Origin of the sequence: Sphingomonas sp. CCH9-F2, assembly GCF_001556735.1 — a bacterium.
In the GTDB taxonomy this organism is placed as follows: domain Bacteria; phylum Pseudomonadota; class Alphaproteobacteria; order Sphingomonadales; family Sphingomonadaceae; genus Sphingomonas; species Sphingomonas ginsenosidimutans.
This window is the reverse complement of the sequence record NZ_LSJO01000627.1, coordinates 18,709-41,789: the sequence shown is the minus strand read 5'-3', so window position 1 is coordinate 41,789 and position 23,081 is coordinate 18,709. Positions and strand designations below refer to the sequence as shown.

Below are 23,081 nucleotides of genomic sequence, written 5' to 3'. Positions count from 1 at the left end.
GTGCCAGCGTCATCCGCCGCCAGCACCGCCTCGACCTGTTCGTTCGACGGGACAACCCGCCCTTCGTCCGACGCGGGCGGCGCGGCCTGCACCAGCGCGGCGGGACGCAGCGCGGCGGCGGCCGGCTGCGCGATCACGCGGATACGGTTCGGCCCGGTGTAGCGCCACGTATAGCCGCTGTTCGCCAGCAGCCGGTCGAGCGCACCGCCGGTGGTGAAACGGCCGGCCAGCCGCGGCGCTGTCTTCGTGCCGATCGCAGGGTCGGTAAAGACCAGCTGCACTCCCGTCTGCTGCGCCACCTGCAACAGCGCGCTGTCCAGCCGCCCCGCCGCCACGTCGACCGCCACCGCGCGGTCGCCGGATGCCGCCTGGGCGGGTGTGGCCAGCGCCACGGCGCACGCGGACAGCGACAGGAAATGCATCGTCTTCTTCATTGGGTCCCCCGACCGTCGACAGGCTCCCTGCACCTGTCCTCCGTGAAGATGACGCACGATTTGGCGATCGCGAACCGCCGCGCGGATAATTTTTTTGCGCCCACTCCATTACCCGTTCGCATTCGCCGCGCTTTCGCGTCATGTCCGCGGGGGTGACCATCGCATGAGACACGACAGCGTGCCCGGACCGGGTGACGCGCCGGCGGCCGGCGGCGGGGCGGCACCGGCGTGGAGCGACGGGACGCTTGCCACCTATCGCGCCGCGCTGCGTGCGTTCGTCGCGCGCCGCGTGGCCGACCCGCACGAGGTCGACGACCTGGTGCAGGAAGCCTGCGCCCGTCTGATGTCGAGCGTGCGCGAGCGCGAGGTGGAAACGCCGCAGGCCTATCTGTTCCGCATCGCCGCCAACCTGATCGCCGACCGGCACCGCCGCAACCTGCCGACCGTCCCGCTGGCGGAGGAACACCACCCCGCCGTCGCCGCCGAGCAGGAGGAACGCCGCCGTGCCGCCGACGTGCGCGCCGCGCTGGCCGATGCGCTGGCCGAACTGTCGCCGCGCGTGCGCGACGTCTTCGTCCTGCGTCGGTTCGAGGAACGCAGCACGGGCGAGATCGCCCGCGATCTGGGGATCAGCCCGCGCATGGTGCAGAAACACCTGACGAAGGCGACCGCGCACCTCTATCGCCGGCTCCACCATCTGATGGAGCGCGGCGCATGACCGGCCCATCATCGCGCCCGCCCGCGCCGCTGGGCCTGCGTGCCGAGGCAGTGTTCGACGCGCTGCACGACGGGCGCGGCGCCGACCTGCACCCCGACGACCGCGCCGAAGCGGAAGCCTTCTGGGAGTGGCTGGGCCGGCAGGATGCGCCCGCTGTCGAGGACGGGGCCACCCCGCCGCTCCGCCGCGGATGGCGGATGGCGTTGACCGCCGCGGCGGCCGCGCTCGCGCTCACCGTCGGGGGGCGCCAACTCTACACCGGTGCCGGCACCACCGCCGCGCCGGCCGCAACCGAATATGCCGCCGGCCACGCCGAGCGCCGCGTCGTGCGGCTGGCGGACGGGTCGACGGTCACGCTGGCCGCCGACAGCCGGGTCGCGGTGCGCCTGACGCCGACGCGCCGCGACCTGCGGCTGATCGCGGGAGAAGCCCTGTTCCAGGTCGCGCACGACACCGCCCGCCCGTTCGTGGTGGCGACCCCGCATGGCGAGGTGCGCGCGGTCGGCACCGCATTCGACGTGGCGCTGCGCGCGGGCGATGCGTCGGTGGCGGTGGTGGACGGGACGATCCGCATCGCGCTGCGCGATACCGGGCCGGGGGCGGCCGAGCCGATCGTCAAGCTCGCCTCCCGCGGGGAGCGGGTGGCATTCGGCACCGCGCGGCGCGACGGGCAGGACGTCGGCTTCATCAGCCAGTCGGTCGCCGCCGATCCCGAGACGATCACCGCCTGGACGCGCGGCAAGCTGGTGTTCCGCGGCGAGCCGCTATCCGAGGTGGTGGCGACGGTGAACCGCTATGCCACCGAACAGCTGCGCCTCACCGATCGGCGCCGCGCCGCGACGCCGGTGTTCGGCGTGGTCGACCAGGGCGACGTGGCGGCGGTGCGCGACCTGATCGACGATCCGGACGCGCTCGCCATCTCGCGCGCCGCCCCCGCCCCGGTTTCGCCCACGGCGTCGTAGCCGCCACGATGGCCGGCGGGGATCAGCCGGTCATCGCCAGCGTCGCGATCTTCACCGTGTGGCTGGAATCGCTGTAGAATTCCCAGGTATTGCCGGTGTGGACCACCTCGGCGCCGGCCGCGACGTTGATCGTATCGTTCGCATCCTTGGTGATGGTCAGGACCGAATCATTGCCCTGACCCGCCATGTTGCGGATGAAATCGGCGTCGATCGTCATGTTCGCCTGGACGTTGTTGCCGGTGAACGAGATCTCCTCGACATGGCTCAGCCCCGACAGGTCGCTGGCGGTGATCGTCCGGCCGACATCGGTCAGCGTCACCGTGTCATGCCCGCCCAGCCCGTCGAAGCTGATCCCGGCGTCGACGTTCAGCAGGATCTGGTCGTCGAACGCGCTGCCCAGCACATGTTCGACCCCGGTCAGCGTATCGCCGTTCGCCTCGCCGCCGGTGCCCGATCCGGTGGCGCTCGACAGGTCAAGCGATATGCCGGCGGTCGCATCGGCATAGCTGACGGTATCGTCGCCCGCCCCGCCGTCCAGCGTGTCCGCGCCCAGGCCGCCCATCAGCCAGTCGTTGCCGCCCGCGCCGTGCAGGTCGTCGTCGCCGCCCCCGCCGCTCAGCGCATTGGCCAGCGCATCGCCGAAGATCGAATCGGCATGCGCCGAGCCGATCACCTGTTCGACTCCGTCGATTGTATCGCCCTGCGCATCGCCGCCACTGTTGGCCGATCCGTCAAGATGGACGATCACCGCCGCCGACGAACCGGAATAGTCGACCGTGTCGATCCCCGAGTCACCGTGCAGCGTGTCGGCGCCCGCGCCCCCGATCAGCATGTCGTCGCCGCCCATGCCCGACAACGTGTCCGCACCCGCGCCGCCGACCAGCCGGTCAGCGCCGCCGGTGCCGGTCAGCACCTCGCCCACCACGTCCAGCACGCTGACCGTCGTCGCCTGCATCGTCACCAGCGTGCCGTCGGACACCAGCACGTTGAGGTCGTAGACATTATCGCGTCCGGCATCGGCCGGCGTCTCGAAATCCGGTGCCGCACGGAAACTGAGCGCCCCGGTCGCCGAATCGATGTTGAACAAGGTCGCATCGGTGCCGCCGGCGATGGCATAGACCAGCGTCGCGCCCTCCGGGTCGCTGGCCTGCACCGTGCCCGCCGCGGTCGCATTTTCGTTGATCGAGAAGGCGGCGGTGGTGACGATCGGCGCCTCGTTGACGTCGCTGACCGATACCTGGATCGTCTGGACGCTGGTATTGGTGCCGTCGGAAACGCTCACCTGCACCTGGTTGGTGCGGTTGCCGCTTTCGTAATCGGGCGCGCTGACGAACGACAGGACGCCCGCCGCCGAGATCGCGAAGCGGTTCGCATCCGCGCCCCCGGTGACCGAATAGGTCAGCGCCGCCCCTTCCGGGTCACTGGCGGTGACGGTCATCACGGTGGAGCCGTTTTCCGCCACGGTCACGGCGGACGGCGCGGTGATGCGCGGCGCCTCATCGACATTGCGGACGGTGACGGTCACCATCTGCGTGGTCGCCAACGAGCCGTCCGATGCCAGCACCTGCACCTGATAGCTGGTCTGCCCCGATTCATAGTCGGGGGCGGAACGGAACGACAATTGCCCCGTCGCCGCATCGATCGTGAAGCGGCCGCCGTCCGCGCCGCCCACGATGGCATAGACCAGCGTCTGACCCGCATCGGGATCGGTCGCCGCGATCGTCGTGACCGCGGTCTGATTTTCGTCGATCGCGACGCTGGCGGTCGGCGCCAGCACCGGCGCCTCGTTCACGTTGGTGACGGTGACGGTGAAGGCCCGGGTCGCGGTCTGCGTGCCGTCGGACGCGCCGATCGTCACCTGGAAATTGCCCGCGCCGACCGTCTCGTAATCCTGCGCCGCGACCAGCGACAGCGCGCCGGTGTTGCTGTCGATCGCGAAGCGGTTCGCATCCGCGCCGCCGGTGATCGAATAGGTTACCGCCGCCCGTTCGGGGTCCAGCGCGGAGATGGTGGCCACCGCCTGGCTGTTTTCCGCGACGGTCAGCGCGCTGCCACCCTGGAAGGCCGCCGCCTCGTCGACGTCGGCGACGGTCACGGCGACCGCCTTGTCCGACGACAGGCCGGTCTGGTCGGTGGCACGCAGGATCACGTCATAGACGTTGTTCGCCCCGCTATCGGCCGACGCCTCGCGGTCGGGGGCGGACACGAACGACAACGCGCCGGTGTTTGCATCGATCGCGAAGCGCGCGGCATCGGCGCCGCCCGCGATCGACCAGCTGACCGTATCGCCGCTGTTCGGGTCGCTCGCCGTCGCGGTCATCACCGCATTGCTGTTTTCGTTGATCGTCGCCGTCGCGGCGGAGGTGATCGCGGGCGGTCGCTGGTCGCGGGTGACATCGATCGTCACCGCCTCCTGCGTGGTGTTCGTGCCATCGCTGGCCGTGACGACGACATTGTAGCGGTTGTCGTGCCCCTGGTCCGACGGATTGTCGTAGCTGGGGGCGGTGACGAAACGCAATGCGCCGGTCGCGCTGTCGATCGTGAACAGCGCCGCATCGGTGCCCGACACGCCATATTGCAGCGTCTGCCCCTCCGGATCGGTCGCCGCCGCGGTCAGCACCGCCGTCGCACCCTCGACCACCGTCGCGGTGGTGGCGGACGTGAACACCGCCGCCTCGTTGACGTTGCCGACGGTCACGGTCAGCGCCTTGTCGACGCTGTTGGTCCCGTCGCTGACGGTCACCGTCACCTGATAGGCATTGTTGCCGTCGGCGTCGGCGGGCGCTTCATGGTCCGGCGCCGACAAGAAGGCGAGCACGCCGGTGGCGGGATCGACGGCAAACCGCGCCGCATCCGCCCCGCCGCTGATCGACCAGGTCAGCGTGGTTCCTGCATCCGGATCGCTCGCGGACAGCGTCGCCACCGCCGTACCGTTCTCCGCGCGCGAAAGCGCCGCGGCGGTCGCGATCGTCGGCGCTTCGTTGACGTTGCCGACGTTGATCGTCAGCGCCTGCGTCTGCGATGCGCCGTGCGCATCGGTCACGGTCAGCGTCAGCGCACGGGTCTGCGCGGCTTCATAGTCCAGGCTCACCCCGTTCTTTAGCCGCACGCTGTTGCCGTCGACCACGAACAGCGCTGCATCGGCCCCGCCCAGCGTGTAGGTCAGCGTGTCGCCGGCATCGACATCGCTCGCCGTGAAGTTCGCGACCGTCGCGGCGACGGCATTCTCCATGATCGTGCCGACACCCGACAGCGCCAGCACCGGCGCTTCGTTGACGTTGGTGACGGTGACCGCCATCGCCTGGGTAACGGTATTGGTGCCGTCGCTGGCGCTGACGACCAGATCGTAGACGTTGTCCGCGCCGTTATCGCCCGGCCCCTCGAAATCCGGCGCCGCGACGAAGCGCAGCACGCCGGTGGCGCTGTCGATCGTGAACAGCGAAGCATCGGTGCCCGAGATCGAATAGCTCAGCGTCGTGCCGGCGTCCTGATCGCTGGCGCGCACGGTGACGACGCCCGCACCATTCTCCGCCACCGACACCGCCGCGGGGGAGGCGAACACCGGCGCCTCGTCGACGTTGGTCACCGTCACGCTGGTCGCACGCGACGTGGTGATCGCGCCGTCGCTGACCGACACGGTCAGGTCGTAGACGTTATCCTGCCCCTGACCCGCCGGCGCATCATAGTTCGGCGCATTGCGGAACGCGATCGCCCCGGTCGCGCTGTCGATGGTGAACAGCGACGCATCCGCGCCCGCGATCGAATAGGTCAGCGTCGTGCCCGCATCCACGTCGCTCGCGGTGGCGGTGCCGACCGCGGTGCCGTTTTCCGCAATGGTATAGGACGACGCGACCGCCAGCACCGGCGCTTCGTTGACGTTGGTCACCGTCACCGCCATCGCCTGGTTGACGGTGTTCGTCCCGTCACTGGCGCTGACCACCAGATTGTAGACGTTGTCGCCGCCGTTATCGCCCGGCGCCTCGAAATTGGGTGCCGCGGCAAAGCGAAGCACGCCGGTGGCGCTGTCGATCGTGAACAGCGACGCATCCGCGCCGGAGATCGAATAGCTGACGGTCGCGCCGGCGTCCGGGTCGGCCGCGCGAACGGTGACGACGGCGGTGCCGTTTTCCCCCACCGACACGCTCGCCGGTGAGGTGAACGCCGGTGCTTCGTCCACATTGGCGACGTTGACTGTCAGCGCGCGCGTCTGCGACAGGCCCTGCGCATCGGTGACCGTCAGCGTGACGTTGCGCGTAGCAGCCTGTTCATAGTCAAGGCTGACGCCGTCGCGCAGGCGCACCGTGCCGCCATCGACGACAAACAGCGCCGCATCGGCCCCGCCCAGCGTATAGGTCAGCGTGTCGCCGCCATCCGGATCGCCCGCCGCGAAGGTGGCGACGGTTGCCGCGACCGCATTTTCGTTGATGGTGCCCGCCCCCGTCAGCGCCAGCGTCGGCGCTTCGTTGACGTTCGACACCGCGACGGCCAGGTTCTGTGTCGTCACATTGGTGCCGTCCGACACCTGCACGGTGACGTTGTAGACATTGTCGCCACCGGCATCGGTGGGGTGTTCGTAATCGGGCGCGGTCGCGAACGACAGCGCGCCGTTCGCGCCGATGACGAACTTCGTCGCATCCGCGCCGCCCGCGATCGACCAGGACAGCGTCGTGTCCGCATCGGGATCGACGGCGGTCAGCGTGCCGATCGCGGTACCGTTCTCACCCCGCGCCAGCGACGCCGCGGAGGTGATCGCCGGGGCTTCGTTGACGTTGGTGACGTTGACGGTGATCGTCTGGATATGGGTCGAGCCATCCGCGGCCGTCGCGGTGACCTGCACCGTGCGCGTCGCACCCGCTTCGTAGTCCAGCGCCGTCCCGTTCGCGAGCAGGAGCTGATCACCGGAGATCGCGAACAACGATGCGTGCGCGCCCCCGGTGATGGCATAGGTCGCCGCGCCGCCATCGGCCAGCGCCAGCGTCGCGGCGATGCTGCCGCCGGCGCTGTTCTCCGCGATCGTACCCGCCGGCTGGATGGTCATCCCGGTCATCAGCCGGGCCGCGGTCAGCGTGCCGTCGTCGAACTGGAACTTCTCGACGTTGCGGACGGTATCGTGCCCGTCCGGCCCGTCGATCGTATAGGTTCGCGACTGCCCGTCGTAGCCGACGGTATAGGCGCTGCGATTGCCCGCAAGGATTGCGGTGTCGCTACCGGCGCCGCCGTCGATCTGGTCGTTGCCCGCGCCGCCCCGGATGATATCGTTACCGCCCGGCGCGCCGACATCGGTCTCGCGACCCGGCACGTTCACATTGTCGATCGCATAGCTTTCGTTGGCGACCGATTCGTTCAGGTTCGATCCGAAGCCGAGCGTCAGCACGCCATCGGCCGGTGTGGGCACCGTCATGGTCAGCGTCAGCTTGCTGTCCACCCCGCTCCACGTGGCCGAATAGACGCCCTGTGCCAGGCTGGCGGTATAGGTCGTGCCGCTCGCGGGCGTGATGACGATGTCGTTCAGCGAAGAAACGCCGCTGTAGGAGCGTGCCGCGATCAACGTCATGGCGACGACGCCATTGACGTAGACGTGGACGCCTTCGTTCGCATCGAATGAATCGAGCAGGTAGAGGTCGAAGCTGACGGTCGTCGTGGCCGCGACCGGATCGACCAGATCGTAGCTTTTGCTGATCTGCTGCGAGAAATTGATGCTGCTGCCCGATCCTGGGATCGGACCGAGCACGGTCGCGCCGTTCGAAAGGGTCGTGAACGGCGGTGTGGCCGCGCTTAGCCCCTGCCAGCCGGACGGATTGGAATCGAACGTGTCCACCCCGGTCGAGCCGAAGGCGTTCGTGTCGCCGCTGATGATGTCGTCGCCGCCACCGCCGTCCAGCCTGTCCGCACCGGTTCCGCCAACGACCATGTCGTTGCCGTCGCCCCCGTCGATCTCGTCGTTGCCGAAACCGCCGTCGATCGTGTCGTCACCGACCCCGCCGGACAGCGTGTCGTTGCCGCCTGCTTCCGCGAAGACGACCTTGTCGAGCGCGACGCCATTGCCGTTATGGATGAATTCGATCCGGTCGCTTCCGCCCGTCCCGGTCACCGTATAGGCATAGCTGGTCCACGAATTGGTCGTACCGCCGGAACTGATCGTGTCGATCACCGTCCCGTTGAACAGAACCTGCAACGGGCCCTGGTCGGTGGCGCTCCAGTTGCCGAGATCGAACTTGATGACGTAGTTCGCGTCCGCGACCGTCGTGACATTCTGCCAGATGTCGTTCGTTATGCCGCCCGACATGCGTACCGACTGATTCAGTGACGTCCCGTCCGCAAGCACCACCCCGTTGAAGATCTGCAGCTGTCCGGTCGCCGTCTGCCAGCCGGTGGTCGCATTGCCGGTCGCAGGGCTTCCGGTGCCGTTCCGCCCGATCCCGGTGTAGGCGTCGAAACCTCCGTTCACCAACAGGTTGGTCGCATTGCCGAACGTGATCAGGTTCCGCAGGTCATTCGCGCCGGCCGCATCACCATAGATGACGTCGCCGCCGTCGCCTCCCGCGATCACGTCATTGCCCAGACCGCCGACCAGCAGGTTGTCGGCGACGTCGCCGGTCAGCACGTCATGGCCGATTGATCCGATGATATTCTCGACACCGGTCAGCGTATCGCCCTGCGCATCGCCCCCGGTCGCGGTGCCGTTGCCCAGATTGATCGTCACCGCCGTCGCGGACAGGGCATAAGAGGCCACGTCCGTTCCCGCGCCGCCGTCCAGCCGGTCCGCGCCCGCGCCCCCGATCAGCACGTCGTCGCCCGCACCGCCGGACAGCGTGTCATTGCCTCGTCCGCCGTCGAGCCGGTTTTCCCCGGCATCGCCGGTCAGCGTATCGGCATGATCGGAACCGGTCAGATTCTCGATACCCGACAACGTATCCGCCACCAGCCCGGAACCCTCCAGCCCCCTGGCCTGTGTTGCCAGCTGCTGAATCTCGGCCTGGGTCAGCGCCGAACTGAAGACGGCGAAATCGTCGATCTTTCCGTCCAGCGCGCGCGTGGAAGCATAATCGCGACCGAGGTAGTTGTCGGTGTAGTTCCGGTTGGTCAGCGTGGCGACATTGTCGGCGGACGCGACGAGCTCCCCGTTCAGATAGATGATCATCCGACCGGCCTGATAGGTGACCGCGACGTCGTACCAGGTCTCCGCCGCGGTGAGCCCCCCAGCGGTCTGAACCCCCTGGGTCATCGCCGTCGTGCCGTCGCGCACCTCGAAGAACAGAGCGCCGCTGCTGGTGCGCGACAGGAAGATCTGTCCTGCGCTGCTGCTCGATGTGCCGGCGCCGAAGCGGAAGATCCCCTCGTTCACCCCTGCTGCGCGATCGAAGTTGACCTTCGCCACAACAGTGAAGCTTTCGCCGAACGTGAGCGCGCCGACGGTGGCCATGCTGGTCGATGTGCCGGTGAAATCGAGCGCCGAGCCGCCATGGCCATCGGCCACCCAGCCGGCGTCGTTCAGGGTGACGCGCTGCGCCCCGCTAATCGCGGTGGAAGTGGCGCCGCTTCCTTCAGAAAAGCTCCAGCCCGCGATGAGGCTGGCGTTGCCATAGACCGCGCTGGCGCCTTGCACCCCGGCGTCCCCGCCATAAGCGACACCCGTGGCCAGATTGGCATTCACGCCCGCGCCCGATCCGGCCCAGCTTGCCGTGTCTACGCCCGCACCACCGATCAGCGCATCCGCGCCGGTCCCGCCCGTCAGCGTGTCGTCTCCCGCGCCGCCATACAGCACGTCGTTGCCAGCCGCGCCGAACAGCAGGTCGTCTCCGACGCCGCCGTCCAGGGCGTTCGCGCCGCTGTCCCCGGCGAGATAGTCGCTGGCGATGCTCCCGACGACATTCTCGACGTTGGTAATGGTGTCGTTGGTGGACCCGCCGCCCCATGCCTTGGTGGACGAGTTCGCATTGACGGCCAGATCGACGGTCACGCCGCCCCACCCGTTCGTTTCCTGATAAGTGACCGTGTCGATCCCTGAACCGCCGTCCATCGTCCCGGAGTTGAAATTGGCGACGATCAGGTCGTTGCCGGCACCGGCATTGAAATTGGCGAGCGAAGCCCAGCCCTTGAGGATGTCGCTGAAGCCGGAACCGATCACGGTTTCGAAATTGGACGTGATATCCGACCCGGCGCCGACTGTATTCACCACACTATAGGTGCGGACGTTCGATACGGTGACGTAGTAATTGACGATGGTGCGTATGCCGCTCGTGGCGCTGGCGTAGCTGACCGTGTCGTTATTGTCGCCACCATCGAGCGTGTCGTTGCCGGCACCGCCGTCGATGATGTCGTTGCCGGTCGAACCCTTGATGGTGTTCGCGTTGGCGTCGCCCGTCAGGACGTCGTTGAGGTTCGATCCGTTGACGTTCTCGATCCCGGTCAGCACGTCGCCCGCGGCGAACCCGCCGGATACCGCGCCGGTCGCCAGATTGATCGTCACCGCCGCGTTCGAACGGCCATAGGAAACGGTATCGCTGCCCGCACCGCCGACCAGATTGTCCGCGCCGCTGCCGGCGACCAGATAGTCGTCGCCGGCGCCGGCATCCAGCCGGCCGCCGGTGTCGTTGGCATAGAGATAGTCGTTGAACGCCGATCCGATGACGTTGCGGATATTGGTCAGCGTATCGCCCTCGGCATCCCCGCCCACGCCGCTGTTGGGATTGACCGTGAGGGCGGGGCCAGTGCTGACCGGCGGCGACCCCACCCAGGAAGCGTTGATGTTGACCGCCACGCCCGCACCCGACGCCGAATAGTCGGCGGTGTTGTTGCCCGCGCCGCCGTCGATCACGTCCGCGCCCGCCATGCCCGCCAGCACGTCGTCACCGTCGCCGCCCAGCAGCGTGTTGGCAGCGGCATCGCCGGTCAGCACGTCGTCGAAGGCCGAACCGGTTACATTTTCGACATTGGACAGCAGGTCGCCTCCGGCATCCTCGCCGGTATTGACGTTGGTGGTAAGGTTGACCGCGACCGCGCCCTGCGACCCGGCATAGCTGACGGTGTCGATCCCCGCACCGCCGTCGATCGTGTCCGCGCCCTCCAGCCCGTCCAGCATGTCGTCGCCGTCGCCACCGGCCAGCGCGTTGTCGCCGGCATCACCGATCAGCACATCGCCGAACGCCGAACCCGTCAGATTCTCGATCTCGACCAGCAGGTCGCCCGAGGCATCGCCAGTGGATGTCTGCGCCGTCGTGACGCGCAGGTCGACCGTCACCGCGTCGCTCGATGCGGCATAGCTGGCGGTATCGGCGCCGGCGCCTCCGTCCAGTGTATCGGCCCCGCCCCCGCCCTGCAGCACGTCATTGCCCGCGCCGCCCGTCAGGACGTTGGCGTTCGCATCGCCGGTCAGCGTGTCGTTCAGGGCCGAACCCAGAACGTTCTCGAATTCGGACAATATGTCGCCCGACGCATCCCCCGCGGACTGCTGCGCCGTCGCCAGCGCCAGGTCGACCGTCACGCCCGCGTTCGAACCGGCATAGGAAGCGGTGTCGGTGCCGGCGCCGCCTTCCAGCCGGTCGGCGCCGCCCTTGCCCTCGATGACGTCGTTGCCGCCATTGCCCTTGATGAGGTTCGCCCCGCTATCGCCGATCAGCAGGTCATCGGCGGTCGACCCATAGACGCCCTCGACCGCGACATAGGTATCGCCCTCGGCAAACCCGCCCGAACCCAGCCCGGTGGTCAGGTTCACGGTCACGGCGGTATTGCTCATGACGTAGTTGACGACGTCGCCTGTGCCCGCACCGCCGTCGAACCGATCGGCACCGGCATTGGCGACGAGATCGTCGTCGCCCGCGCCGCCCGAAAGCTTCCCGCCTGTGGAGGACGCCGCCAGAATGTCGTCATAGGCCGAACCAATGACGTTCTGGATGTTGCTCAGCACGTCACCCTCGGCATCGCCGCCGCGCGCCATCGCGCCGGTTACCGATCCCGCCGGCGTCGCGATCGCGAAGGACGCCAGGTCGACGTAGACGGCGGAACCGGATGCGCCGTAATCGGCGGTGTTGTTGCCCGACCCGCCGTCGATCGTGTCCGCCCCGCCCAGCCCGGCCAGCACGTCGTCGCCCGCGCCGCCGCGCAGCAGGTTCGCCGCCGCGCTGCCGGTCAGCGCGTCGTTCCCCACGCCGCCGGTCAGGTTCTCGATCGCGACCAGCACGTCGCCATCGGCATTGCCGCCCGAACCGATCCCTGTCGTCAGATTGACCGCGACCGCGCCGATCGAGGCGGAATAGTCCGCGGTGTCGATCCCGGCGCCGCCGTCCACCGTATCGGCGCCCGCGCCGCCGTCCAGCACGTCGTCGCCCGCGCCGCCGGTCAGGACGTTCGCCCCGCCGTCGCCCGTCAGTTGATCGGCATAAGCGGAACCGATCGCATTCTCGATGCCGGTCAGGTGGTCGCCCTGCGCATAGCCGCCCGATAGGACGCCAGTCGCCAGGTTGACGACGACGCCGGCGGTCGACGCGGCGTAATCGACCGCGTCATTGTCCAGTCCGCCTTCGATCACGTCGGCCCCCGCTCCGGCGACCAGCACGTCATTGCCCGCGCCGCCGACCAGCGTGCTGCCCGTCGTCGCCGCGATCAGCCGGTCGGCATAGGCCGACCCGATCAGCTTCTCGAACCCGCTCAGCACGTCGCCCGCCGCATCCCCGCCCGACGTCTGCGCCGTCGTCAGGGTCAGGTTGACGGTGACACCGCTGCCCGAACCGGCATAGGTGACCGTGTCGAAGCCGCTGCCTGCAGTCAGCGTGTCCGCACCGCCCAGCCCTTCGATGGTGTCGTCGCCGTTGGCGCCGGTGATGTTGTTGGCGCCGGCCGTCCCGGTCAGCACGTCGGCATAATTCGATCCGTAGATGCTTTCTACCGACACCAGCGTGTCGCCCTGCGCAAAGCCACCGATGCCGGTGCCCAGCGTCAGGTTTACGGTCACGCCCGCGTTCGATCGCACATAATTGACCAGGTCGGCATCGGCACCGCCGTCAATCGCATCGGCGCCGGCACCCGCCACGATGAAGTCGGCACCCACACCGCCGGAGATCCGCCCGCCGGTGCCCGCGATCAGATAGTCGCCATAGGCGGAACCGATCAGGTTCTGGATATTGGTCAGCGTGTCGCCCTGCGCGTCGCCGCCCAGCCCGGTGCCCGCCTGGATCGTGCCGCCGATGATCTGGCTGGCGGAAAGCGACCCCGTGCTCAGATTGACCTGCACCGCCGCGGTCGACGCCGCGTAATCGGCGGTGTTGCTGCCGGTGCCGCCGTCCAGCGCATCCGCGCCGCCCAGCCCGGCCAGCACGTCGTCGCCGGCGCCGCCGGTCAGGACGTTTACGCCTGCATCGCCGGTCAGCCGGTCGGCGAAGGCGGAACCCGTCAGATTCTCGATATCGACCAGCATGTCGCCGGCGGCATCGCCCGCCGTGCCGGTCCCGGTCGCCAGGCTGACCGTGACGGCGCCGGTCGCGCCGGCGTAGCTGGCGGTGTCAATCCCCGCGCCGCCGTCCAGCCGGTCGGCGCCTGCGCCGCCTTCCAGCATATCGTCGCCCGCGCCGGCGGTCAGGATATTGGCGCTCGCGTCGCCGGTCAGCGTGTCGTTGAAGTCTGAGCCGACGACCTGTTCGATCGACCGCAGTACGTCGCCCTGCGCATAGCCGCCGCTGTTGACGCCGCTGGCCAGATTGACGGTCACCCGCGCGGTCGATCCGGAATAATCGGCGATATCGGTGCCGGTGCCGCCGTCCAGCACGTCCGCGCCCTCGCCGGCCACCAGCCGATCGTCGCCACCGCCGCCCAGCATCGTGCTGCCCGCCACGGCCGCCTGGATCACGTCGGCGAAGGCGGTACCGATGGCGTTCTCGATCGAGATCAGCGTATCGCCCTGCGCATCGCCGCCCGTCGCCGTGCCGGTCGCCAGGTCCAGCGTGACGCCGGTGGCCGACGCCGAGTAATCGACCGTGTCGCTGCCCGCACCGCCGTCCAGCGTGTCCGCCCCGCCCAGCCCGGCCAGCGCGTCGTCGCCCGCACCGCCGGTCAGCCGGTTGTCCGCCGCATCGCCCGTCAGCGTATCGGCAAGGGCCGATCCGACCAGATGCTCGATCCGGGTCAGCGTGTCGCCCTGCGCATCGCCGCCCATGCCGGTGCCGGTGGTCAGGCTGACCGCGACACCCGCGGCCGATCCGGCATAGCTGGCGGTATCGCTGCCCGCGCCGCCGTCCAGCATGTCCGCTCCCGCGCCGCCGTCCAGCATGTCGTCGCCGGCCCCGGCCAGCAGCGTGTTGACCGCCGCGTCGCCGGTCAGCGTATCGTTGGCCGCCGAGCCGATCACTCGCTCGATCCCGCGCAGGATATCGCCATCGGCGTCGCCGCCGATGCCGGTGCCTAGCGCCAGATTGACCGCCACGCCCTGCGCCGATGCCGAATAATCGGTGGTGTCGACGCCGCTGCCGCCGTCCAGTTCGTCCGCGCCGACGTTGCCTACCAACAGGTCGTCGCCGTCGCCGCCGCGCAGCATGTCGTCCCCGACATTGCCGCGCAGCGTGTCGGCGCCCGCATTGCCTTCCAGCGTCGATCCGACCGCCGCGGCCTGCAGCAGGTCGTCATAGGCCGAACCGACGGCGCGCTCGATGTCGGAGATGACATCGCCGGTGGCATCGCCGCCGGCAGCGGTCCCGTTCTGCAGGTCGATGGTGACGCCCGCTCCCGACGTTGCATAGTCGATCGTGTCGAACCCGGCACCGCCGCGCAGCACGTCCGCCCCCGAACCACCGCGCAGCACGTCGTCGCCCAGCCCGCCGTCCAGCGTGTCGGCGCCCGCGCCGCCGTCCAGCATGTCCGCCCCCGCGCCGCCGGTCAGCGTGTTGGCGCCGCCATTGCCGACCAGCACGTCGTCGCCGGCGGTGCCGATCGCATTTTCGATCTCGCGCAGCGTATCGCCGTCGGCGAACCCGCCGACGCCGGTACCGCTGCCCAGGTCGACGCGGACGCCGGGCGTGGACGCCGAGTAATCGACCGTGTCGACGCCGTCCCCGCCGGTCAGGCTGTCCGCGCCCAGGCTGCCAAGCACCACGTCGTCGCCCGCGCCCGCCACCAGCGTATCCGCGCCCGCGCCGCCGCTCAGCCGGTCGGCGAAGGCGGAACCGATCACCTTCTCGATCGAGATCAGCGTATCGCCGGCCGCGTCGCCGCCGGCCCCGATGCCCGTCGCCAGATCGACGGTCACACCCGCGCCCGATGCCGAATAATCGGCGGTGTCGTCGCCCGCGCCGCCGTCCAGCACGTCCGCACCGCCCAGGCCGGCCAGTACGTCGCCGCCCGCCCCGCCGGTCAGGCGGTTGCTGCCGCCGTCACCGGTCAGACTGTCGGCCTGCGCGGACCCCAGGATATCCTCGAACCCGCTGATCTGGTCGCCCGCCGCATCGCCGCCAGCGGCCAAGCCGGTGGTCAGGTTGACGGTCACCCCGCTGGACGAGGTGGAATAGTCGAGCAGGTCGACTCCCGCGCCGCCGTCCAGCGTGTCCGCCCCGGCGCCGCCGCGGACGATATCGTTGCCCGCGCCGCCGGCGATCGCATTGGCGCTGGCCGATCCGGTCAGCACGTCGTCGAAATCGCTGCCGATCACCCCTTCGACGGCGCTCAGCACGTCGCCCTGCGCGAAGCCGCCGCCGGCCGTGCCGCTAGCCAGGTCGATCGTCACGCCGGCGGTCGACGCGGAATAATCGACGGTGTCGCTGCCCGATCCGCCGTCGAACGTCTCCGCACCCGCGCCCGCCACCAGCGTATCGTCGCCGCCCTGCGCGCGGACGACATGCGCGTGCGCATCGCCGACGAAACGGTCGGCCGATCCGCTGCCGATCACAGCCTCGATCCCGGTGAAGCTGTCGCCCTGCGCGTCGCCGCCCTGCCCGGTGCCGCTGGCGAAATCAATCGTCACGCCCTGCACCGACGCGCCGTAATCCAGCGTGTCGAACCCGCTGCCGCCGTCGATCTCGTCGCCGCCGCCGCCGCCGGCGATCACGTCGTCGCCCGCGCCGCCGCTCAGCCGGTTGCCCCCCGCATCGCCGGTCAGCCGGTCGGCGAAGGCGCTGCCGGTCACGTCCTCGATCGCAGTGTAGCGGTCGCCCGCGGCATCGCCGCCCGCGCCGCTGCCCGTCGCCAGATTGACGGTGACCCCGGCGGACGACGCCGAATAATCGACGCGATCCTCGCCCTGCCCGCCGTCCAGCGTATCCGCACCGGCACCGGCGGCGATGGCGTCGTCGCCCGCCCCGCCCGCGATCACGGAGCCGGCGGCAGCGGCCTTGATGATATCGTCATGCGCCGAACCGATCGCATTCTCGATCGACACCAATGTATCGCCATTCGCATCGCCGCCCGATGCCGTGCCGGCCGCCAGGTCGATCGTCACCGCCGCGCCCGACGCCGCATAGTCCGCGGTATCGCTGCCCGCGCCGCCATCCAGCACGTCGGCCCCGGCGGCGCCGGCCAGCCGGTCGTCGCCCGCCCCGCCGCGCAGCCGGTTGGCACCCGCATCGCCGGTCAGCACGTCGTCGAAGTCGGACCCCATTAGGTTCTCGAACCGAACGACCAGGTCGCCCTGCGCATCGCCGCCCTGCGCCAGCCCGGTCGCCAGGTTGACGCTGACCGCGGTCGCGGACGTGGCATAGTCGAGCGTGTCGTTGCCCGCGCCGCCGTCCAGCACGTCACCGCCGGCGCCGCCCTGGATCACGTCATCGCCCGCGCCACCGATCAGCGCGTTGACGCCCGCGGTACCGATCAGCACGTCATCGTGCACGCTACCGATCACCGCCTCGATCGCTGTCAGCATGTCGCCATCGGCATCGCCGCCGGTGCCGCGCTGGCTGGTCAGGTTGACGGTCACGCCGCCCTGCGAACCGGAATAGTCGGCGGTGTCGAAGCCGTCGCCGCCCTGGATGATGTCCGCTCCCGCGCCGCCAGTCAGGACGTCGTCGCCCGAGCCGCCGCGCAGCGTATCGTCGCCCGCCGCGCCGTCCAGCAGGTCGTCGCCCGACCCGCCCATCAGGACGTTGTCGCCGTCGTCGCCGATCAGCGTGTCGTCCTCGGCGGAACCGGTCACGTTCTCGATCTCGACCAACGTGTCGCCCTCGGCATCGCCGAAATGCGCAAGGCCGACGGACAGGTCGACCTGCACCCCGTCCAGCGACGCGGAATAGTCCGCGGTATCGGTGCCGTCGCCGCCGTCCAGCACGTCGGCCCCCGCGCCGCCGGCCAGCGTATCGTTGCCATGCCCGCCGCGCAGCGTCTCCCGACCCGCGGCAGCGGTCAGTACATCGTCGAACGCGGAGCCGAGCACCTGCTCGATCCCGTCCAGGATATCGCCCAGCGCGTCGCCGCCCGCATTTGCCCCGGTGGTCAGGTTGACGACCACCGCCGCCCCCGACGCCCGGTAATCGGCGGTATCGAACCCGTCGCCGCCGCGCAGGATATCCGCGCCCGCGGCGCCAACCAGCATGTCGTCGCCCGCGCCGCCGTCCAGCGTATTGGCGCCCGCATTGCCCGTCAGCGTGTCACCCTGCGCACTGCCGGTCAGCGCCTCGATCCCGGTCAGCCGGTCGCCCTCGGCATCGCCGCGCCGGCCGACACCCGTCGCCAGGTTCACGTCCACCGCCACGGTCGACCGGTGATAGTCGGCGGTGTCGAAGCCGGACCCACCCTGAAGATTGTCGGCGCCCGCGCCGCCGTCCAGCATGTCGTCGTCGGTGCCGCCGATCAGCGTGTCGTCGCCGGCGCCGCCGGCCAGCCGGTCGTCGCCCGCACCGCCGTCGATCGTGCTGCCCGCCTCGGTACCGGACAGGACGTCGTCGAATGACGAACCGGCCAGGTTCTCCACCCCGATCAGCACGTCGCCGGTCGCGTCGCCGCCATCGGCAAGCCCGGTCGCCAGGTTGACGGTCACGCCCGCCGCGGAACCGGCGAAGCTCGCGGTATCGATGCCGGTGCCGCCCGCGATCACGTCGGCGCCGCGCCCGGCGACCAGCATGTCGTCGCCCGCGCCACCGGTCAGAATGCTCCCGGTCACGGCCGCGCGCAACTGGTCGCCGTGCGCCGAGCCGATAACATTCTCGATGCCCGACAATCGGTCGCCCTCGGCATCGCCGAACTGCGCAAAGCCGGTCGCCAGGTCGACCGATACGCCCGATCCGGACGTCGAGTAATCGGCTGTGTCGATGCCGGTGCCGCCCGCCAGCGTATCGGCGCCCGCGCCGCCGGTCAGATAATCGTCGCCCGCCCCGCCGGTCAGGACATTGGCATTGCCGTCGCCGGTCAGCCGGTCGTTCCCCGCCGATCCGGTCAGGTTCTCAATCCCGGACAGGGTATCCCCCTCGGCATCGCCGCCATGGCCGATGCCGTCGTTAAGGTCGATGCGCACCGCGTCAGCCGATGCCGAATAGTCGGCGGTGTCCAGCCCGCTTCCGCCGGCCAGCACGTCGGCGTCGGCACCGCCGGCCAACGTGTCGTTGCCCTCGCCGCCGCGCAGCGTGTCGACGCCGGCGCCGCCCAGCAGCCGGTCGTCGCCGCTGCCGCCTTCCAGTACATCGTCGCCCCCCTGGCCCGACAGCACGTCCGCGCCCGCGCCGCCCAGGATCATGTCGCCCGCAGCGGTACCGGTGATCGCATCGTCGAAGGCAGAACCGACGACACGCTCGATCGCGATCAGGCGGTCCCCCTCGGCATCGCCACCGGCGCCGACGCTGCCATCCATCGCGATTTGCACGCCCGCGCCCGATTCGGCGTAGCTGGCCGTGTCATAGCCCGCGCCGCCGTCCAGCGTATCGGCGCCGCCCAGCCCCGCCAGCTGGTCGTCGCCCGCGCCGCCGGACAGCAGCTCGTCCGCGCCCGATCCGCGCAGCTGGTCGTTGAAGGCGGTGGCGGTCACCTCCTCGATCGACACCAGGGTATCGCCGCCCGCCAGGCCGCCGGCACCGGCGCCGGTCGTCAGGTCGACACTGACCGCCGCGGTCGATGCGGAGTAATCGATCGTGTCGAACCCGGTGCCGCCGTCGATCCGGTCGGCGCCCAGTGATCCGTCGATGCGATCGTCGCCGCCCTGCCCGGATAGCACGTCGGCACCCGCCGAACCGCGCAGCCGGTCGGCGAACGCCGAACCCGACAGCCCCTCGATCCCGTCGAACACGTCGCCATCGGCATCGCCGCCATGATTGGTGCCGCCATCCAGCCCGATATCGACCCCGGTGCCCGAAGCGGCGTAATCGGCGATGTCGGTGCCGGCGCCGCCGACCAGCCGGTCGGCCCCGCCGCCGCCCGACAACCGGTCGTCCCCCGCGCCACCCGACAGCGTGTTCGCGCCCGAATCGCCGCCCAGCACGTCGTCGAACGCCGACCCGACCAGCGTTTCGATACCGCTCAGCGTATCGCCCTGCGCATCGCCGCCGCGCCCGGTCGTGCCGTCCAGCGCGACCGTCACCCCGCTGGCGGAGGTCGCGTAATCGGCGGTGTCGTTGCCCGCGCCGCCGATCAGCATATCGGCGCCCGCCCCGCCCGACAGCCGGTTGTCGGACGCATCACCCGTCAGCACGTCATCGCCCGCCGACCCGCGCAGATCCTCGATCCCGGTCAGCCGGTCACCCTCGGCGTCGCCGCCGCGGCCGATGCCCGTCGACAGGTCCACCGTCACCGCCGCGGTCGAGGCGCCGTAATCGGCCACGTCGCGGCCCGCGCCACCGTCCAGCGTGTCGGCGCCGCCGCCCCCCGCCAGCACGTCGTCGCCGGCCCCGCCGGCCAGCACATTGTCGGCGGCGTCACCGACCAGCAGGTCGTCGAAGCTGCCGCCCAGCACCCGCTCGACCGCCACCAGATGGTCGCCGGCCGCGTTGCCGGTCGATTCGCGCCCGTCCAGATAGACTTGGATACCCGCGGTCGTGTCCGAATAATCGGCGGTGTCGAAGCCCGCGCCACCGTCCAGCGTGTCCGCGCCCAGTCCGCCGATCAGCAGGTCGTCGCCCGCCCCGCCGCGCAGCGTGTCATCGCCGCTGCTGCCGGTCAGCACGTCGGCGAAGGTCGAGCCGCGCAGTTCCTCGATTCCCGTCAGCCGGTCGCCCTCGGCATCGCCGCCGCGCCCCGCCTGACCGTCGAGCCCGACGGTGACGCCGGCGGCGGACGCGGAATAGTCCGCGGCGTCGCGGCCGCGCCCGCCGTCCAGCACGTCCGCCCCGCCGCCGCCGACCAGCGTGTCGTCGCCCGCCCCGCCACTCAGTACGTTCGCCCCGCCATCGCCGGACAGCGTGTCGTCGAACGCCGATCCGGTCAGGTTCTCGACGCGGGTCAGCATATCGCCCTGCGCATCGCCGCCGCTGCCCGCCGTGCCGTCCAGTCGGACGGTCACCGCCGCGCGCGACCCGGAATAGTCCGCCACGTCGACGCCGTCGCCGCCGTCCAGCCGGTCCGTGCCGCCGCCGCCGACCAGTACGTCGTCGCCCGCGCCGCCGCTCAGCCGGTTGTCGCCCTCGTCGCCGACCAGCGTGTCGTCGAACGCGGAGCCTTCCAGCCCCTCGATCGCGGTCAGCCTGTCGCCCGCCGCATCCCCGGTCATCGCCGATCCGTCCAGCGCCGCGCGCACCCCCGCGCTCGCCCCGGCGTAGCTGGCAATGTCGAAGCCCTCGCCGCCATCCAGCACATCGGCGCCACCCGCGCCCTCCAGCACGTCATCGCCCGCACCGCCGGTCAGCATATTGGCGGCCGCATCGCCGACCAGCCGGTCGTCGAAGGCCGATCCGGTCAGCCGCTCGACCCGGACATAGGTATCGCCCTGCGCATCGCCGCCCGCGCCCTCGCGGCCGTCGAGATAGACGGTCACGCCGACCTTGCTGTCGGCGAAGGTCGCGCTGTCGATACCGGCGCCGCCGTCGATCCTGTCGGCCCCGGCGCCGCCGGTCAGCACATTGTCCTGATCGTCGCCGACCAGCGTGTCGTCGAACGCCGATCCGACCAGATTCTCTATCCCCGACAACGTGTCGCCCTGCGCGTCGGCACCGGTGCCCGCGGTCCCGTCCAGATAGGCGGCGACCGCCGCCGACGACGCGGCATAGCTGGCGGTGTCAGTCCCTTCGCCGCCCTTCAGCACGTCCGCGCCGCCGCCGCCGACCAGCAGGTCGTCGCCCTTGCCGCCATCCAGCGTGTCCGCCGACGCCGCGCCGTACAGCGCGTCGTTGCGATCCGAACCGATGACGTGCTCGACATTGGTCAGCTTGTCGCCCTCGGCGTCGCCGCCATGCGATACCGTGCCGTCCAGATGGACCTCGACGCCCTTCAGCGGATCCTTCGGCGTGCCCTTCTCGCGCAGGAAGGCCGCGGCATAGGAAACCGTGTCGCTCCCCGCGCCGCCGTCGATCGTGTCCGCGCCCGCGCCGCCGTCGATGACATTGTTGCCGTCGTTGCCGGTCAGCGTGTCGTTGAACGCCGATCCGGTCAGATTCTCGACACGGGTATAGGTATCGCCCTCGGCATAGCCGCCCTTGCCCGCGCCCGCCTTCAGGTCCGCGGTAACCGCGACGTTGGACATTTCGTAGCTGACCGTGTCGGTCCCGCCGCCGCCCTCGATCTGGTCGGGGCCGGCACCCGCGATCACCACGTCGTCGCCGTCACCGGCGTCGATGATATTGCCCGGCGGGTTGGAAAACAGCACGTAGATCGGCGCACCGGTGACCGGATCGGTCGCCTTCATGTCCGCATCGCCGGTGATCACCTTGATGCCAAAGCGCGACGATACCTCGACAGCATAGGTATAATTGGTGCCGTCGGTCGACAGCCCCAGGTCAACGGGCAGGAAGAATTCGGACTGGAAGCCGTTCGCCGCCGGGGCCTTGCCCGCATCCGGCAGCGCATAGGTCAGCTGGATGTCGAAGCTGAAATGCGTCTCGCTCGTCGGATAGGTCACCAGGACGCCGTTGGCATCGGTATAGCTGGTGACGACCTTGATATTGCCCTGCTCAGCCGTGATGACCCAGCCCTTGTCGGTCAGCTTCGCATTTTCGACCGCATAGCCTTCGGGCAGCGAAGGCACGAGCACCTGGAGCAGCGAGATGCCCTTGGCCGGCACCATCGCGCTGACGTGCAGCGTGCGCAGCGACGTGCCCGACGGCGCCTGCGCGGGGCTGTCGGCATAGATGCGGTCGGCGCTGCCGGTGCCGGTGATCGTCTCGCGCGCGGACTGTGCGGTATAGTTGACGCTGGTCGACGAACCGGTGCCGCCGGTCGATCCGGTGACGACGTTGACCTTGCCCTCGGTGGCGGTCTTGACGCCTTCCTTGTTGAACAGCTCGAAATTCAGCGTGGGCACCAGCTTGCCCAGCCCGATGCCCGAACCCGATCCGTTGTTCTTGCCGTCGGACGGGGTCGACGAACTGGGCGCCGGCGCCGGGCTGGGCGGCGGGGCGGAGGAAGCGAGCGTATCGCTGAGCTTCTCGGTCAGCCGCTTGCTCTGTTCGTCGGACGTGTGCCGCTCGTTCTCCTGCTTCTGCTCCGCTTCCTGCGCCTGGGTGGCGTCCTGCGGCTGGACCTCGGGCGACTTGGTCTTCTCGTCGGGTGCTTCCTTCGCCGGCTTGTCCGCGACTTCCGACGACAGGTTCAGCTTGAACAGCTGGCTCTGTTCCTTGATCTCGCCGACCGTGCCGATCAGGTCGGACGCGGTGAAGCTCTTGTCGAGGAAATCGATCGCGACCGACTGACCCGAAAAGGATGTCAGCGCCATGCCCGGAATGACGATGCGGCTGCCGTCGGCGAAGACCAGCACGATGTCGACGTCGACGATCTGCGCCTTGAACGGCGAATACGGGATGTCGAGCTTGGCGTGTCCATCCGGTCCGAGCTGGACGACCTTCAACGCGGACAGCGACTTGATCTCCGCTCCCACCGACGCGGTCACCGCTGGATCGACGCCAGGTGCCCCTTCGACGG

General features: G+C 69.7%; 4 protein-coding genes. 2 read left to right on the top strand and 2 right to left on the bottom strand.

The features are described from left to right. Nucleotides 1–434: STN domain-containing protein (locus AX685_RS17670; protein ID WP_197418686.1), on the bottom strand; the 434-nt coding region annotated here is incomplete at its 3' end. A gap of 163 nt (nt 435–597) precedes the next feature. Between AX685_RS17670 and AX685_RS17665 the strand changes: the two genes are divergently transcribed. Then, complete coding sequence (locus tag AX685_RS17665) at nt 598–1,152, top strand: RNA polymerase sigma factor (protein ID WP_070321919.1); 555 nt, start codon at nt 598–600, stop codon at nt 1,150–1,152. Then, complete coding sequence (locus tag AX685_RS17660) at nt 1,149–2,114, top strand: FecR family protein (RefSeq protein ID WP_066490990.1); 966 nt, start codon at nt 1,149–1,151, stop codon at nt 2,112–2,114. The genes AX685_RS17665 and AX685_RS17660 overlap by 4 nt, the downstream gene beginning before the upstream one ends. A gap of 22 nt (nt 2,115–2,136) precedes the next feature. Here AX685_RS17660 and AX685_RS23255 read toward each other — a convergent pair whose 3' ends face one another. Beyond that, nucleotides 2,137–23,049 (bottom strand): cadherin domain-containing protein, encoded by a 20,913-nt coding sequence (locus AX685_RS23255; RefSeq protein ID WP_231792286.1) that lies wholly within the window; start codon nt 23,047–23,049, stop codon nt 2,137–2,139. Nucleotides 23,050–23,081 lie beyond the last annotated feature (32 nt).

Bases quoted from the DNA above. Each gene is read 5' to 3' on its own strand.
- AX685_RS17660 (WP_066490990.1), top strand. From the start codon at position 1,149: ATGACCGGCCCATCATCGCGCCCGCCCGCGCCGCTGGGCCTGCGTGCC.
- AX685_RS17665 (WP_070321919.1), top strand. From the start codon at position 598: ATGAGACACGACAGCGTGCCCGGACCGGGTGACGCGCCGGCGGCCGGC.